The following is a 16,583-nucleotide window of genomic DNA, read 5'->3' as shown; positions in this document are numbered from 1 at the left end:
ACAAATTTATCTGCCACGCTTGGTATTATTAAGATAAATTTTCCACTCTCTTATCTTGCGACTGCAAACTTAGAGCTTCTTGTATGTAGTAGCCAACTATGAGGGAACAGGTTGGCATAAATACAGGTATATAAGAAACAGATAGTCTATTTTACTACTCAACAGTTCTTTATCAAAGAAGTGTGCAACTCCGTGTTGTGTTCCTCACACTTGTATCTCAATTATTAACGCTCTCTATTAGGAACGTAGAAGCACAAACAGATTATTACAATGAAGATATTCAGATTAATTGGTATGCTTCTTATAGGAAGTAGTACGCTATTCTCTTGTAGTAATAATGAGGATGAACTACCACCTAAAGAACAGGAGCAGACTAACCAAGAAACCTACACTATCTCATTCAATTTGGGCGGAGAATTTATCTCCACTTCTGAAACTCCTTTAAGCAGAACAGAAGTTACACCAAAGAAGATATATGGGATTAATGTGTACTATAAGAAGGACGGAGATACGAATTATCAGAATTATGCTTATGGATTGTTTGATAATATTAAAGATATGACTATCTCTTTAATTGGTGGATATAAATATAAGTTTGAATGTTCTATGGTACAAAATGATGCTGATACATTATATCATGATGATAATATGTATTATGCACCATTTTATAAATACAAGAGTAACTATATTTATAGAGGTATTACCTTAGAGAATAAATTTAATATTTCTACAACAAATACCGTTATTATCCAAGGATTAAAGAGTGGAATTACAAGTATTGCAGGTAAAGAAGATGAGCATAGTGATGATGTCTCCTTTTATCCTAAGACCGGTAGGTTCTATGGTGAATTAACAGACTATATACCAACCAAAGAAGGAGTTGCCAATATAGATTTAAAACGTACAGCCTTTGGACTTAAATTTATAGTAACTCCACCTGTAGACGGAACATTGTCTGTTAGTTATATTTGGATAAATAACGGTGGTTCTATAAATCCCAATATTAAAGTATCAGCAGACGATAATATATTGGAATCTTCTTCTATGTACACTTTCTCTCAAGTTTATGAATGTTGGCAAGCAGAGAACTACACTAAAGACCTCACCATACAGTTAAAATGGGAACGAGCTAATGGAGCAACTCAAACATTTGAGAAGGTAATTACTGTAAAACGCAATGTAATGACTACTGTCAATATCAATGTGAATGGTGATACTACAGATTCTTCTTTAGGAGTTAAAGAGGATGATACTCCAATGGGAAACGAGAATGTTGATATGAATTTCAACGGTGGTGATTTAGATGATAATGAAGTGAACCCTTATGTATAATTTATTAATTAACTAAAACAATTTAAAGATGAAGACATTAAGATTTATTGGTATGGCTATAGTAGCCATTATTATGAGTGTGAATTTCGTTGCTTGTAGCGATGACGATGATGACAACCCCATTGTTGGTACATGGCGAAGTGAAGTGGATAACTATGGTTATAGTGATTCATATACATTCAATGCAGACGGAAGTGGTATATGGCAAGAGTTTAAAGATAACAAACAAACTGATTCTGAATCATTTAAATATTCTGTAGACGGTGATAAGATTACATTTACATGGACAGATGAGGTATATACATCTACCTTCTCTATTTCTGGCAATCGTTTAACGATTAAAGATAATGAAGATTCTGAAACTTATACCAAGCAGTAAATAATAAAATCCAACGATATATGAGGACTTTACGATTAATAGGTTCAGTAATCATGGTTATAATGATGAGTCTGAATTTTATTGCTTGTAGTGATGACGATGAAAACGATAACAGACCTCTTGCGGAGAAGCTTATAGGGCACTGGGTACTTACTTATGAGGAAGGGTTTGAGAAGGACTTTGAACACCCTGAATATGATGAAGCATGGAGCCATGCGCCTAAAGATGAATGTGAATATTTCGGTAACTTCACCTTTAGGGAAGACGGTACTTATAGTGAATATGATTTGGACGGTACAAGTAACCCGCAGAGTATTGAGAAATGGGAAGTGAATGGTGATGTTATAACTCTTATTGAAGATGAATATGAACAGTATGATTTAAAGGTTCTTGAAATCAGTTCCAATAAGCTAGTACTTGAATTTCATGATAAAGATGAAGCATCTGAACACTATGCTAAAATGACCTATAAGAGAGGTTGACCTCTTAGTCCAACAAATAAAGGCAGCATTTGAAGTAACATTCACTTGCTGCCTTTATTAATTACCTCCTTCTCTTCTTAACTAACTTATGCTTATCCTTCTTAGCTGAATTTGAGAATAGTTGTTCTAACATTTCCCTTGTAATAGGTAAATATGTGACCTCTGTTAATCTAGTCTCTCTAATCTCTTGTGGTAAATAGTGAATTGTGTTATTCCTCTTTGGTGTTACTTGCATATTTTTGTAGAAATAAATAGGTTGGTAATTGATTTATCTATAGCAAAGGTACTGATAAGAATCAGGTAAATCTAATACAAGATATACATTCTGGATTATTGGAGTATATGTTTGTATTGGAAGAAAATGTCAAGGTGGTAGATAGCGTATAAGCAGAATAATGGATAAAGATGTACATAAACTAAAGGAAGTCCCGAAGCTAAGAATTATGCAGAGAACTTTGCCGAGTATTATGAAGATATACTAAGCAAATAAATGATTAAAAATTAAAAGCCAGTTATCGAGATGATAGCTGGCTTTTTATCTAAATATGAATTGTCACATCTAAATGCAGACTAAAATTCTAATCTCAAAATTATGCCTTATACATAATTAATCCTATCTTTGTGTCGTTCAAACAAGGCAAGATAAGTACAAATTTGAGGAACTAACTTTGTAAGTTACTGACAAACAGTACCCAATCTAAACATACGGTTTTTATTCAAAACCGCATACCTGCACGCCTATTTTTTTCGCTTTTTTAATTAGCCATTTCAGAGATGAACTTAATACGCACCAAGCGAACTTCCTCTTCAGTGAAGTCATCGCCTAATTCATCAAGCGCATCATCAATCTTATCAGTGGTAGATTCCTTGAAATAATCATAGATATCGAGCATGTGATCTTCATCCATGATTTCTTCCAGGAAATAATCGATATTCAGTTTGGTTCCCGAATAGACGATAGCTTCTACCTCGTCCAGAAGTTCACCGAACTCTATTCCTTTGGAAAGAGCGATATCATCTAACGCCACTTTACGGTCAATTGCCTGAATGATAGCTACTTTCATCTTTGATTTATTGGCAACCGTACGTACCCGCAAGTCTTCGGGACGTTCTATTTCATTCTCTTCACAGTGGCGTTTGATTAATTTACAGAACTCTTCACCGTAACGTTTTGCTTTTCCGGCTCCTACACCCGGTATATTCTGCAATTCATCCAATGTCACCGGATAAATGGTAGCCATCGCTTCCAAAGACGGATCCTGGAAGATCACATAAGGCGGCACTTCCAGTTTCTTCGAGAGTTTCTTCCGCAAGTCCTTCAACATAGAATAAAGAGCAGGGTCTACCGCACAGGAACCACCGCCACGTGCCGGAACTTCTTCTTCCGTCTCTTCAAAGTCGTTGTCTTCGGTAATCTTGAATGACTTCGGCTTCTTCAAGAACTTGTGTCCTTCCTCCGTCACTTTCAGGAGTCCGTAATGTTCCACATCCTTGCTCAAGTAACCTGCGATCAGTGCTTGACGAATCACTGCGTTCCATGTTTTATCCTCTTCGCCCATACCGGAGCCGAAGACTTCGAGGTCTTCATGCAAATGCGCCTGTACTTCGGAAGTTTCTTTACCTTGTAGTATGTCTATAATATAATCTGCCTTAAAATTTTCTTTCACCGCGATAATCGCTTCAATCACGGCACACAATAACTCTTGAGCCTCCACTTGTTTTTTAGGGTTTAAACAGTTGTCACAATTTCCACAATTCTCTTCCGTATATTCTTCGCCGAAATAATGCAGCAACGTCTTGCGCCGGCATACGGAAGATTCGGCATAAGCAGCGGTTTCCAACAGAAGCTGCTTGCCAATTTCCTGCTCTGCCACAGGTTTTCCTTGCATGAACTTCTCCAGTTTCTGCAAGTCTTTGTTTGTATAAAAGGTTATGCACTGACCTTCACCGCCATCTCTACCGGCACGTCCGGTCTCCTGGTAATACCCTTCCAGACTCTTTGGAATATCGTAGTGAATCACAAACCTTACATCCGGCTTGTCGATTCCCATACCGAAAGCGATAGTTGCTACAATAACGTCCACTTTTTCCATCAGGAAATCATCCTGATTCTTAGTCCTCGCCAACGAATCCATCCCGGCATGATAAGGACGCGCATTGATACCGTTTGCCTGAAGGATTTCAGCAAGTTCCTCTACTTTTTTCCGGCTAAGGCAATAGATAATGCCCGATTTTTCCGGATTGTTTTTGATAAACTTGATAATATCCCTGTCAATATTAGCGGTCTTCGCGCGTACCTCATAATAAAGGTTCGGACGGTTGAACGACGATTTGAAAACTTGAGCATCTATCATTCCCAGATTTTTCTGGATATCATGCTGCACCTTTGGTGTCGCTGTTGCGGTCAACGCAATCAACGGAGCCTTTCCTATTTCGTTGATAATAGGGCGAATCCGCCGGTATTCCGGTCGGAAGTCATGTCCCCATTCAGAAATACAGTGAGCTTCGTCTACTGCATAGAATGAGATTTTCACCGAACGCAAAAATTCTACATTTTCTTCTTTCGTCAGCGATTCCGGCGCCACATATAGCAATTTTGTCTTTCCGGCAAGGATGTCCGACCTTACTTGGTCTATTGCGCCTTTGTTTAATGAAGAATTGATAAAATGGGCGACGCCATCTTCTTCACTGAAATTGCGCATTGCATCCACTTGATTCTTCATCAACGCAATAAGCGGAGAAATTACAATTGCCGTACCTTCCATCAAGAGCGAAGGTAGCTGATAGCATAAAGATTTCCCGCCACCGGTAGGCATCAGTACAAAGGTATCTTTACCATCGAGCAAGTTGTTAATGATCGCTTCCTGGTTTCCCTTGAACTTATTAAATCCGAAACACTTCTTCAGTTCATCTGTTAAATTAATCTTCCTTGCCATCTTAACTTAGGTTGTTTTATTCAGTTCATGGTTTAACTTTAGTAGGCTTCCTCCTTCAAGAGAGCCAAACAAAGTTATAAACAACTTCGTAATTACCAAGCAAAATGCGACTAATATTTTCAAGAAAATACAGTTACGATCATCTTTTGCAGCCTTACTCTTTGATTTTAAGCAGTTTGCAGTCGTGCCATATTCGCTTTTTCCAGTTGCATCTTTGCATAATCCAGCGTCACCTTATACTCTTTTTTGTCCTCTGAAGGGATTTCAAACATGACATCCATCATGATTGTTTCCACAATAGAGCGCAATCCACGGGCACCCAGCTTATATTCCACCGCCTTATCGACGATATATTCGAAGACAGCATCTTCAAATGTGAGCTTGATACCATCCATTTCAAACAGTTTGATGTACTGCTTGATGATAGAGTTTTTCGGTTCGGTGAGGATAGCACGAAGCGCATTCCGATCCAGCGGATTCAAATAAGTCAGTACCGGAAGACGTCCGATAATTTCGGGAATCAGTCCGAATGACTTCAAATCCTGCGGAGCGATATACTGCATCATGTTATTCTTGTCCACCGTCGCTGTTTTCTGCGACGCCGTATAACCTACGACATGTGTATTCAACCGTTGGGCGATCTTCTTTTCGATACCATCGAAAGCGCCGCCACAGATAAAGAGAATATTTTTGGTATTTACCGGAATCATCTTCTGGTCCGGATGTTTACGACCACCCTGGGGAGGTACGTTCACAACAGAGCCTTCGAGTAATTTCAGCAATCCCTGCTGTACACCTTCACCGCTCACATCGCGAGTGATGGAAGGGTTATCTCCTTTGCGGGCAATCTTGTCGATCTCGTCGATAAACACAATACCCTGTTCCGCTTCAGGTACATTATAATCTGCCACCTGAAGCAAACGGGTTAAAATACTTTCGATATCTTCGCCTACATAACCGGCCTCTGTCAGCACCGTAGCGTCTACAATGGTAAACGGCACGTGCAGCAACTTGGCAATCGTACGTGCAAGCAACGTTTTTCCGGTTCCGGTACTACCTACCATAATAATGTTCGACTTTTCAATCTCCACATCATCCCCGCTGTCTTTTTGCAACAGACGTTTATAATGGTTATAGACCGATACGGAAAGGAAGCGTTTTGCGTCATCCTGTCCGATCACATACTGGTCGAGGAATTTCTTGATTTCTACCGGTTTGGGCAGTTCTTTTAAATTGAGTTTGGTAGCTCCCGCGCTTTTCTTGCCTTCGCCCAATGCTTCCTGAGTAATCTCATAAGCCTGGGTAGCACAACTGTCGCAGATATAGCCGTTCATTCCCGTAATCAGGAATCCGACTTCGTTCTCCGACCGTCCACAGAAGCTACACCTTTTCTTTGTCTTTGAATCAGCCATTTTTATTTCTTAATCAATACCTCATCAATCATACCGTATTCTTTCGCTTCCTGAGCTGTCATCCAGTAGTCGCGGTCAGAGTCCGCCCATACCTTATCGAAATCAGTATGCGAATGATCGGCGATGATCGTATAAAGTTCTTTCTTCAATTTCTGAATCTCACGAGCTGTGATTTCAATGTCCGACGCTTGTCCTTGCGCACCACCCATCGGCTGGTGAATCATCACACGTGAATGAGGCAACGCAGAACGTTTGCCTTCAGCACCGGCAACAAGCAATACAGCCGCCATTGAAGCTGCCATACCTGTACAGATGGTAGCAACATCACTTGAAATAAACTGCATCGTATCATAAATGCCCAGTCCGGCATATACACTTCCGCCCGGAGAGTTGATATAGATAGAGATATCCTTACCCGGATCAACAGAATCCAGATACAGCAACTGTGCCTGAAGCGTATTCGCTGTATAGTCATCTACTTGTGTACCGAGGAAAATGATGCGGTCCATCATCAAACGGGAGAAAACGTCGAGTTGAGTAACGTTCAACTGTCTTTCTTCCAGAATATAGGGATTCAAATACCCGGCCTGCGATTTAATCACATCATCCAATACCATGCCATTCATTCCTAAATGCTTGGTTGCGTATTTTCTAAAATCATCCATGTTAATTGTTCCTTTCTTATAAATTAAAAATAAACGTAAGTACAAAGAAACGAAAAAGAATACAGAGACACAAAAAAACACAGAGTTATAATTTTATAAAAACTCTGTGTTTCTGTGACTTTATATTCTATTCAACCGAATGATTATTCAAACATCTTATTGAATTCTTCGATTGAAACGTTCTTGTTTTCCAAAGTAACCTGCGCTTTCAGAGCAGCAGCCAGCTTCACTTCTACAACACGACTTACCAAATTATTGATAGTTTCTTTCTTCTTCAACATCTCCTGTGCATAGTTGTCAAGCACATCATCAGGGATAGACAACATACCGTATTGAGCAAACTGTGCCTTCGTTGTTTCTCTAGCCATCTTCAGAACATCTTCCTGTTCTACTTTGATATCGTTTGCTTCAACCAACTGTTCCTTAATCAGGTGCCAAGTCAGTTCCTCGATGCTCTTATCATAGTTTTCAGCAACATATTCTTCGCCCTTTTCTTCGTTGTTCAGCAACATGATACGTTTCAGCAGAGCGTCAGAGAATTCCAACTTACCTACTTTTTCCATCATCACCTTGCGAATATCGATCAGGAACTTATAATCGCTGTCAGCAACAAATCTTGCTGCAATTTCTTCTTTAATCTTAGCGCGGAATTCCTCTTCAGTCTTCACAACACCTTCGCCGAATGCCTGGTCGAACACTTCCTGTGTCAATTCACCCGGAACAAAACGAGTGATTTCTTCTACCTGGAAGCTGAAGTCAGACTTAACGTCTTTCGCGATTTCCTTGTCGATCTTCAACAAAGAACCCAGTTCAGCAGCATGTCCGTCATAAGCAACATTCGGATTGAACACCAATACATCATTTACTTTTGCGTTAGCAAAAATAGCTTTCTGATCGTCATTCTTCATGTAAGCAGGCATCAACACAGCAGCTTCTACCTGAATACCACCTTCTTTTGTATTGCCTTCTTCGTCCAACTGTGCCAGCAGACCTTTCAACATATCATTATCTTCGTAAGCATCTACCTTATCATACTTACCAGTGCGTTGAGTGTACATCTTCACCTGGTTGTCGATCATTTCTTCAGAAACTTCGATAGAATAATAATCTACTTTATCTTTAGCGCTTACTTCTGCTTTAAATTCAGGTGCCAAAGCGATATCGAACACGAATTCGAACTCTTCCATTGTATCGAAATCAATATTCTGCTGCTTTTCTTCATTAGGCAACGGCTCGCCCAACATATTCACCTTATTATCTTTAATATAATTGTAAACAGCTTCTTGCAATGCCTTATTCACAACCTCTGCAATCACCGATTTACCATACATCTTTTTAATAAGACTTGTCGGCACCATACCTTTACGGAATCCCGGAATCTGTGCCTTCTGACGGAGTGATTTCAACTCTTTGTCTACTTTCTCCTGATAATCTGCTTTCTCAAGCTTTACAGTAAGCTCTGCGCTTACTTTGTCAATGTTTTGTAATGAAACGTTCATTCTGACAATTATTTATTTGATTTATACTTTGTTCTATACTCAAAGAGGGTGCAAAATTAGTGCTAATCTTTCAAATTTCAAAAGACATTGCAGATTTATTTCAGCAACGCCACCCATCTTTCACACATCTTTTATTAATTATTTCATCAATTCCTCATATATAAACAACAATAAACCATCAGCAACGACCACGCCGCAGGTCCCCCGGCCTACTTTTTTCTCCATCAAGCGAGCGCCCGTAACGAAGCGTTAAGAAGGGCAGACTGTTTGAGCGAAGCGAGTTTCTGCCCTTTAGCGTAGTGAAGGAAGCGAGTAGGAGAAAAAAGTCAGCCTTGAACTTTTCTTTGGTTCTTTCTTTTCTTTCAAGGGAAAAGGAAAGAACTTTTTTTCTGATAATCCGCAAATTAACCTTCCAAAAAGATGGTTAATCCAAAAATTATTCTTTTCTTTGCTGCGGATTGATGGACCATTAGTTTCTCGATTTGATTACAAGGTTTTTACTTCCGTTACGAAACGCATTTGTAAACTCTCTGTCGTTTTAATCTTTTTATTAGTAACCATCTGTCCAGAGAGTTTTATTCATTTATTTATTTTTTATCATTTTCATTATGAACATTTATGTTGGAAACCTTAACTACCGTGTTAAGGAAGGAGATCTGCAACAAGTGATGGAAGATTACGGAGCAGTATCATCAGTTAAAGTTGTTATGGACCGTGAAACCGGTAAATCCAAAGGATTCGCTTTCATCGAAATGGAAGACGACGCTGCAGCTGCAAAAGCTATTGCTGAATTGAACGGAGCTGAATACATGGGCCGTACAATGGTAGTTAAAGAAGCTAGACCTAGAGCTTAATTGCCGACGCTAATATAGCTAAGAAAAAAAGAAACTTCTGTCACCCGATGACAGAAGTTTTTTTATTACCCTTCCATTCCTTGCACTTCCACGTCCTTCACCTTACGGAGCAAGTCTGAAGCAAAGATAAAGTTATTCAGTCGTTCGTTGGTAGAGGTAAAGATATCATCTTTTGTCCCTTCCCACTCTTTATGTCCTTCATAAATATAAATCACTTTCTCGCCAATTCCCAATACAGAATTCATATCATGCGTATTGATAATGGTCGTCATGTTATATTCCTGCGTAATATCGTGGATCAGATCATCAATCACCAATGACGTTTTCGGATCGAGTCCCGAGTTCGGTTCATCGCAAAACAAATATTGCGGATTCAGGGCAATCGCACGTGCAATAGCCACACGCTTCTGCATCCCCCCACTGATTTCTCCCGGAAACTTATCTTTCGCCTCCCCCAGATTCACACGATCCAAGCAGAACATCGCCCGTTTGGTACGCTCACGCAAAGTATCATTGCTAAACATATTCAACGGAAACATCACATTGTCCAACACCGTCATCGAGTCAAACAGAGCCGCACTCTGGAAAATCATCCCCATCTCCTTGCGAAGCATCTTTTTCTCCTTCTTCCCCATCAAGACAAGGTTACGTCCGTCATATAAGACTTCCCCCTTCTCCGGAGTAAGCAATCCTACAATACACTTCATCAATACCGTCTTACCGGAGCCACTCTGACCGATAATCAAATTCGTCTTTCCATTTTCAAAACTAGCATTGATATCGCTCAATACCGTTTTGTCATCAAATGATTTATAAAGTCCTTTAATCTCAATCATCCCATCAAAAGTTTAGTTAATATCAAGTCCGCAAACAGAATCAATACACTGCTGGATACTACGGCATCCGTAGAAGCCTTTCCCACAGCAATCGATCCACCATCTACCGTATATCCGAAGAAAGCAGACACACTTGCAATAATAAACGCAAAAAAGAGGGATTTGATGATACCGGCCCAAATAAACCACTCCACAAACATATATTGCAATCCATATTCCAGATCGACCGCATTCATCACCCCAGCAAACCAACAGGTGCAAAAGGCACCGATAATTCCGGCAAAGATACTGAACGTCACTAAAATAGGAATCACAGTTACCATCGCCGTAATCTTAGGCAGAATCAGGTAGTTTGCCGAATTGATACCCATAATTTCGAGCGCGTCAATCTGCTGCGTCACCCGCATCGTTCCTAATTCCGAAGCGATATTCGATCCTACTTTTCCCGCAAGAATCAAACACATGATAGAGGAAGAAAATTCCAGCAACATAATTTCACGTGTCACATACCCCACTGTCCAGCGAGGCATCCACGGACTTTCGATATTCAACTTGATCTGGATGGTAATAACCGCGCCGATGAAAAACGAAATCAACAGCACGATACCGATGGAGTTCACACCTAGTTGCTCCAACTCGTTAAGGTATTGCCGGAAGAACATACGCATACGTTCAGGACGGGAAAAAGTCCGTCCCATCAGCATGAAATATCTCCCGACGGTTCTCAATGCTTTTATCATAACTCACACTATTTGTCTGCAAATGTACATTATTTCAGCTTATTTTTACTACATTTGCCGCAAAATAACTAGAATATGGAAGAAAGCAAGATGGTGCTCCGCACGGAAGACCTGGTTAAGAAGTACGGTAAACGAACCGTTGTGAGCCACGTTTCCATCAATGTGAAGCAAGGTGAGATTGTAGGTTTGCTGGGACCGAACGGTGCCGGTAAGACGACTTCATTCTATATGACCGTAGGGCTGATTACTCCTAATGAAGGACGTATTTTCCTCGACGACCTGGAGATTACCAAATATCCGGTTTACAAACGAGCGCAAACGGGAATCGGCTACCTTGCACAGGAAGCTTCCGTTTTCCGCCAGATGAGTGTGGAAGATAATATCGCCGCCGTACTGGAAATGACTAACAAGCCCAAAGAATATCAAAAGGAGAAACTCGAAAGCCTGATAGCAGAATTCCGTCTGCAAAAGGTACGCAAAAACAAAGGTAACCAGTTGTCCGGAGGTGAACGCCGCCGTACGGAGATTGCCCGTTGTCTTGCCATCGACCCCAAATTCATCATGCTTGACGAACCTTTTGCCGGTGTAGACCCGATTGCCGTAGAAGATATCCAGCAAATTGTTTGGAAGCTGAAAGATAAGAATATCGGAATCCTGATTACCGACCACAACGTACAGGAGACACTTAGTATCACCGACCGCGCCTATCTGCTGTTCGAAGGAAAGATTCTTTTCCAGGGAACACCGGAAGAATTATCGGAGAATCAGATTGTGCGTGAAAAATACTTGAGTAACAGCTTCGTTTTACGCAGAAAAGATTTCCAGTTGGAGAAATAGATTCACCACAGATTTTCACAGATATTTCATAAAGAATACGGGCTAATCAAATGATACAAAACTTGTAAATTGATTAGCCCGTTTTTTATTTTTAATCTGTGGAAATCTGTGTTAATCTGTGGTGAACTTTACTTCTGTCGAATATAAATATTAACCGGAGTACCTGTCAGATTCCATTTCTCACGCATCTTATTTTCGAGGAAACGTTTGTACGGATCCTTCACATACTGCGGCAAGTTGGCAAAATAGACAAATGAAGGCACTTGCGTATTCGGCAGCTGTGTGATGTATTTAATCTTGATATACTTACCTTTATTTGAGGGAGGCGGATAAGCCTCGATCAGCGGAAGCATTTCTTCATTCAAACGAGCTGTCGGAATCTTTGTCGTCCGGTTCTCATATACATTACGTGCTTCTTCCAGCACTTTCAGAATACGTTGTTTAGTCAACGCAGAAGCAAAGATGATCGGGAAATCGACAAACGGAGCAAAACGTGAACGGACAGCTTCCTCAAATGTCTTCTGCACTTTCACTGATTTATCTTCCACCAAGTCCCATTTATTAATCACGACTACCAATCCTTTCTGGTTCTTCTGAATCAGAGAAAAGATATTCAAGTCCTGGCTCTCAACACCCCTCGTTGCATCCAACATCAGAATACAAACATCCGAACCTTCAATGGCACGAATCGAACGAATCACCGAATAATATTCCAAGTCTTCATTTACCTTGTTTTTCTTACGGATACCTGCCGTATCTACCAGGTAAAAATCAAATCCGAATTTATTGTAACGAGTGTAGATCGAGTCACGGGTAGTTCCTGCAATCTCTGTCACGATATTACGTTCTTCCCCAATAAACGCGTTTACAATGGAAGACTTTCCTGCATTCGGGCGTCCTACCACAGCAAAACGAGGAATATCATCATCCAGGATTTCAGAAGACTCCTTCTTGAAATTGCTGACAATCAAATCCATCAAATCACCCGTACCACTTCCTGTCATGGCAGAAACACAATACGGATCGCCCAATCCCAGTTTATAAAACTCGGGAGCGTTATACTGTAAATCATGATTGTCCGTTTTATTGGCAACCATAATCACCGGGCTATTAGCACGACGCAGAATAGCCGCTACCTGCATATCCAGGTCGGTCACTCCATTCATCACATCTACAACGAACAAAATAACGTCCGCTTCATCCACTGCCAATAATACCTGCTTGCGGATTTCCTCTTCAAAAACATCATCCGAATTAACCACCCATCCGCCGGTATCCACCACGGAGAACTCACGGCCCAGCCACTCGGACTTGCCATATTGTCTGTCGCGGGTTGTACCCGCTTCTTCATTCACAATAGCCTGACGAGTCTTCGTCAGACGGTTAAATAAGGTAGACTTGCCCACATTCGGGCGTCCTACAATTGCAACTAAATTACCCATAGTTCAATACCTTGTTTTTTCACGACTATCACAGTCGCATGAATACTCTTAATCTAACTGATAACCAAAATTACGCAGTTCCTTATCCGAACTACGCCAATCCTTATCCACTTTCACATACGTTTCAAGGAAAATAGTCTTTCCAAAGAAACGTTCCAGTTCGCGGCGAGCCTCGGTAGCAACCTTCTTCAACGCCTTGCCCTGTTTACCGATAATAATTCCTTTCTGCGAATCACGTTCCACGTTAATCACCGCACGAATATGAATCTTCTTCGGCTCTTCCTTAAACTCCTCTACGACCACTTCCACCGAATAAGGAATCTCCTTGTCGTAGTAGAGCAGAATCTTTTCCCGGATAATCTCATTCACGAAGAAACGGGCAGGCTTGTCCGTCCACTGATCCTTTCCAAAATAAGGAGGAGAATCGGGCAACAGTTCTTTGATTCGCTTCATCACATAGTCCACATTGAACTTCGATGTAGCAGAAATCGGAATAATTTCGGCTTGGGGAAGCAGTTCTTTCCAATCTTCCACCAGCTTTACCAGTTTTTCCTGATCTGTAAGATCTATCTTATTGATGAGCAAGAGCACAGGCACCGTCATCTGGCGCACCTTCTCCATAAACTCATTATTCTTATCCGGCGTCTCCACCACATCAGTCACATAAAGCAAGATATCCGCATCCGTCAATGCCGAAGTAGAAAAATTCAGCATCGACTCCTGTAGTTTATAATTAGGCTTCAATACTCCCGGAGTATCAGAAAAAACAATCTGCATTTCATCCGTATTATAGATTCCCATAATCCGGTGACGAGTTGTCTGCGCCTTGAAAGTAGCGATCGAAATACGTTCGCCCACCAAGACATTCATCAATGTCGATTTTCCGACATTCGGATTTCCTACAATGTTTACAAAACCTGCTTTATGCATTTCTCTTCATTTTATTGGTTGAGACAAAAAAACGCATCGAATCGAAATAGGATGCGTTTTTGAGTGTTATAGTTCAGTAACTTACGTTACGATTCCTTTTTTCCGTCATAACCCCATTTCACGTAAACTGCGCCCCATGTAAATCCGGCACCGAATGCAGTGAAAATGATATTATCACCTTTCTTGAGTTTATCTTCATAATCCCAGATACACAAAGGAAGAGTAGCAGCACTGGTGTTACCGTAATGCTCAATATTTACCAACACTTTATCCATTGGCACCTCCATACGGTGAGCCACGGCTTCGATAATGCGGACATTCGCCTGATGCGGAACAATCCAGTTGATATTATCTTTCGTCAGACCATTCTTTTCTGCAATAGCAGCAGATACATCCGACATGTTGGATACAGCATATTTAAACACTGTTCTTCCTTCCTGGTGCAAATAGTGCATTTTATTGTCTACTGTGAAATAAGACGGAGGACAAACCGAACCACCAGCTTTCATGTGGAGGAAAGGCAATCCTTTGCCATCAGTTCTCAGTATCGAATCCATGATTCCGTAATCTTCCGTAGTCGGTTCCACCATAAAAGCAGCAGCACCGTCACCAAAAATAGGACATGTAGCACGATCTGTATAGTTAACCATTGACGACATCTTATCTGCACCGACAATGATAATTTTCTTATATCTTCCCGAACGGATGAAATTAGCAGCTGTCTCCATTAAATACAGGAAACCGCTACAAGCAGCTTGCAAATCGAAAGCAAATGCATTCTTCAGTCCGAGTTTATCACAAAGAATAGAAGCTGTAGAAGGGAAGTGATAGTCAGGAGTAGTGGTAGCGACAACAACCAAATCAATGTCATCAGGATTAGCACCAGTTTTCTTCATCAACTGTTTGGCAGCTTTGCGTGCCATGTATGAACTACCTAATCCTTCCTCATTCAGAATATGTCTCTCCTTTACTCCGATACGAGTCATAATCCATTCGTCGTTGGTATCCACCATTTTTGATATCTCGTCGTTAGTTAAGATATAATCGGGAACATACCCGCCGACTCCTGTGATTACTGCATTTATTTTTTCCATCAAACCTATTTTAAATTAGCAATACTATAATACTTAAAGCAGCCGGAGAGCTTTACCCTCAGGCTGTTTTCAGTATAACTGTACTAATTATACAGCTGCTTCTTTCTCAATAGCGAGCTTACCTCTGTAATAGCCACAAGCACCACATACAGTGTGGTAAACGTGCCATTCGCCGCAATTCGGACAAATAGCCAATGTAGGAGCTACTGCCTTATCATGAGTTCTTCTCTTCGCTTGTCTCGTACTTGATTGTCTTCTCTTAGGATGTGCCATTTTCTTAAAACTTTAATTATTATCTAATATTTTTTTTAATTCATTCCAGCGAGGATCAATTTGTTCCTCCACTTCTTCCTCAATTACGATGTCATCTCCACCTGTGTCGAAAGTATCATCGCTATCCTCATTTGCATTTGTTTTCAAATGCTTGTTCAATTTACTAGTTACCGCTTTATTACACTTACCGGGAGCATGTACATGCTTCATCGGAATAGACAGCGCAACAAATTCATACATGAACCATGCAACGTTGATTTCCCCTTCTTCCTCGGGAATCACAATCAGGTTGTCACCTTCTTCTGCATATTCATGACCAAACTTTACCATCAGTTTATCAGAAGAACTGATAGGTAGCTCCATATCATCCAGACAACGGTCGCATGGTACCCATACCATTCCGTCAGTTTGGAAACTCAGCTCGAAAGCACGAGAGGTTCTTTTCACAGTCAATGTAACATTGACCTTTCCTTTCTGAACTTCAGGACCATCAATGTGAGCGAAGTAAAGGTTATCCAATACAAACTCATACTTAGCAGAGTCTGCTTGCATACCTTTCAAGTCAATTTTGTATTTATCAAATTTTCCCAAAGCTTCTCTCTTTTTTAAATCGTTAGCTTACAATTCGGGCGACAAAGATACAAATAAATATCCTCATAACATACAAATTATCAGTAAATATTCACTTTTTTAATAGGTATTATGAGGTTTGTATCTGCTAAAAAGGGCGGTATAAATACCAAAGTAATAAAAAACAGAAAGCCTCGCCCGTCAATAGACAAGCGAGGCTTCTTTAAAACGGCGGCTACCTACTCTCCCACTGTTACGCAGTACCATCGGCGTGACGAGGCTTAACTTCTCTGTTCGGAATG

The 16,583-nt window shown here is 40.6% G+C and carries 16 protein-coding genes; 5 read left to right on the top strand and 11 right to left on the bottom strand.

Going from position 1 to position 16,583, the window contains the following annotated elements; genetic code table 11:
• The first annotated feature begins 270 nt into the window (after nucleotides 1-270).
• From KFO40_RS24050 to KFO40_RS24040, 3 genes are all read left to right on the top strand, one after another.
• Complete coding sequence (locus KFO40_RS24050) at nucleotides 271-1,332, top strand: hypothetical protein (protein WP_227201981.1); 1,062 nt, start codon at nucleotides 271-273, stop codon at nucleotides 1,330-1,332.
• Nucleotides 1,333-1,384: 52 nt separating this feature from the next.
• The gene (locus KFO40_RS24045) at nucleotides 1,385-1,711 is read left to right on the top strand and encodes a DUF5640 domain-containing protein (RefSeq protein WP_225484924.1); all 327 of its coding nucleotides are present in this window, start codon (nucleotides 1,385-1,387) and stop codon (nucleotides 1,709-1,711) included.
• 62 nt (nucleotides 1,712-1,773) lie between these two features.
• Nucleotides 1,774-2,193: a lipocalin family protein gene (locus KFO40_RS24040; RefSeq protein ID WP_225484925.1), complete on the top strand. Its 420-nt coding sequence runs from the start codon at nucleotides 1,774-1,776 to the stop codon at nucleotides 2,191-2,193.
• Between the two features lie 755 nt (nucleotides 2,194-2,948).
• On the opposite strand, the gene recQ is transcribed toward KFO40_RS24040, so the two are convergent.
• The 4 genes from recQ to tig all read right to left on the bottom strand — a co-directional run bounded on the left by recQ (nucleotide 2,949) and on the right by tig (nucleotide 8,705).
• Nucleotides 2,949-5,129 carry a DNA helicase RecQ gene (gene recQ, locus KFO40_RS24035; RefSeq protein WP_211146870.1) on the bottom strand — a complete coding sequence of 727 codons (2,181 nt, stop codon included), beginning with the start codon at nucleotides 5,127-5,129 and terminating at the stop codon, nucleotides 2,949-2,951.
• Between the two features lie 167 nt (nucleotides 5,130-5,296).
• Complete coding sequence (gene clpX / locus KFO40_RS24030; protein WP_008641838.1) at nucleotides 5,297-6,541, bottom strand: ATP-dependent Clp protease ATP-binding subunit ClpX; 1,245 nt, start codon at nucleotides 6,539-6,541, stop codon at nucleotides 5,297-5,299.
• A gap of 2 nt (nucleotides 6,542-6,543) precedes the next feature.
• Entirely contained in the window at nucleotides 6,544-7,206 is a 663-nt protein-coding gene (gene clpP, locus KFO40_RS24025) for an ATP-dependent Clp endopeptidase proteolytic subunit ClpP (protein WP_004297164.1), read from the bottom strand.
• 143 nt (nucleotides 7,207-7,349) lie between these two features.
• Nucleotides 7,350-8,705, bottom strand: coding sequence for a trigger factor (gene tig, locus KFO40_RS24020; protein WP_074708781.1), 1,356 nt, complete (start codon nucleotides 8,703-8,705; stop codon nucleotides 7,350-7,352).
• Nucleotides 8,706-9,313: 608 nt separating this feature from the next.
• Here tig and KFO40_RS24015 point away from each other — a divergent pair.
• Entirely contained in the window at nucleotides 9,314-9,559 is a 246-nt protein-coding gene (locus KFO40_RS24015) for an RNA recognition motif domain-containing protein (RefSeq protein WP_004297160.1), read from the top strand.
• 65 nt (nucleotides 9,560-9,624) lie between these two features.
• On the opposite strand, the gene KFO40_RS24010 is transcribed toward KFO40_RS24015, so the two are convergent.
• Nucleotides 9,625-10,395: an ABC transporter ATP-binding protein gene (locus KFO40_RS24010; RefSeq protein ID WP_004308628.1), complete on the bottom strand. Its 771-nt coding sequence runs from the start codon at nucleotides 10,393-10,395 to the stop codon at nucleotides 9,625-9,627.
• Nucleotides 10,392-11,135, bottom strand: coding sequence for an MlaE family ABC transporter permease (locus KFO40_RS24005; RefSeq protein ID WP_004308627.1), 744 nt, complete (start codon nucleotides 11,133-11,135; stop codon nucleotides 10,392-10,394). Before KFO40_RS24005 ends, KFO40_RS24010 begins: the two co-directional genes overlap by 4 nt.
• 75 nt (nucleotides 11,136-11,210) lie before the next feature.
• On the opposite strand from KFO40_RS24005, the gene lptB reads away from it, so the two are divergent.
• The gene (lptB, locus tag KFO40_RS24000) at nucleotides 11,211-11,972 is read left to right on the top strand and encodes an LPS export ABC transporter ATP-binding protein (protein ID WP_004308626.1); all 762 of its coding nucleotides are present in this window, start codon (nucleotides 11,211-11,213) and stop codon (nucleotides 11,970-11,972) included.
• A 128-nt stretch (nucleotides 11,973-12,100) separates the two neighbouring features.
• Here the strand turns inward: lptB and der are convergent, their stop codons facing one another.
• From der to KFO40_RS23975, 5 genes are all read right to left on the bottom strand, one after another.
• A complete protein-coding gene (gene der, locus KFO40_RS23995; RefSeq protein ID WP_004308625.1) occupies nucleotides 12,101-13,414 on the bottom strand; it encodes a ribosome biogenesis GTPase Der in 1,314 nt (437 codons plus the stop codon).
• A gap of 48 nt (nucleotides 13,415-13,462) precedes the next feature.
• Nucleotides 13,463-14,344, bottom strand: a complete 882-nt coding sequence (era, locus tag KFO40_RS23990; protein WP_004308624.1) for a GTPase Era — start codon at nucleotides 14,342-14,344, stop codon at nucleotides 13,463-13,465.
• Between the two features lie 86 nt (nucleotides 14,345-14,430).
• Nucleotides 14,431-15,438: a beta-ketoacyl-ACP synthase III gene (locus KFO40_RS23985; protein WP_004308623.1), complete on the bottom strand. Its 1,008-nt coding sequence runs from the start codon at nucleotides 15,436-15,438 to the stop codon at nucleotides 14,431-14,433.
• 87 nt (nucleotides 15,439-15,525) lie between these two features.
• On the bottom strand, nucleotides 15,526-15,711 hold the full coding sequence (gene rpmF, locus KFO40_RS23980; RefSeq protein ID WP_004296852.1) for a 50S ribosomal protein L32: 186 nt from the start codon (nucleotides 15,709-15,711) through the stop codon (nucleotides 15,526-15,528).
• 12 nt (nucleotides 15,712-15,723) lie between these two features.
• Nucleotides 15,724-16,302: a YceD family protein gene (locus KFO40_RS23975; protein ID WP_004313594.1), complete on the bottom strand. Its 579-nt coding sequence runs from the start codon at nucleotides 16,300-16,302 to the stop codon at nucleotides 15,724-15,726.
• Nucleotides 16,303-16,583: the final 281 nt, after the last annotated feature.

This window comes from Bacteroides sp. 1001302B_160321_D4 (assembly GCF_015667765.1).
Lineage (GTDB): Bacteria > Bacteroidota > Bacteroidia > Bacteroidales > Bacteroidaceae > Bacteroides > Bacteroides xylanisolvens.
Note: the sequence above shows the minus strand (reverse complement) of the source record. Positions and strands in the feature narration are given on the sequence as shown.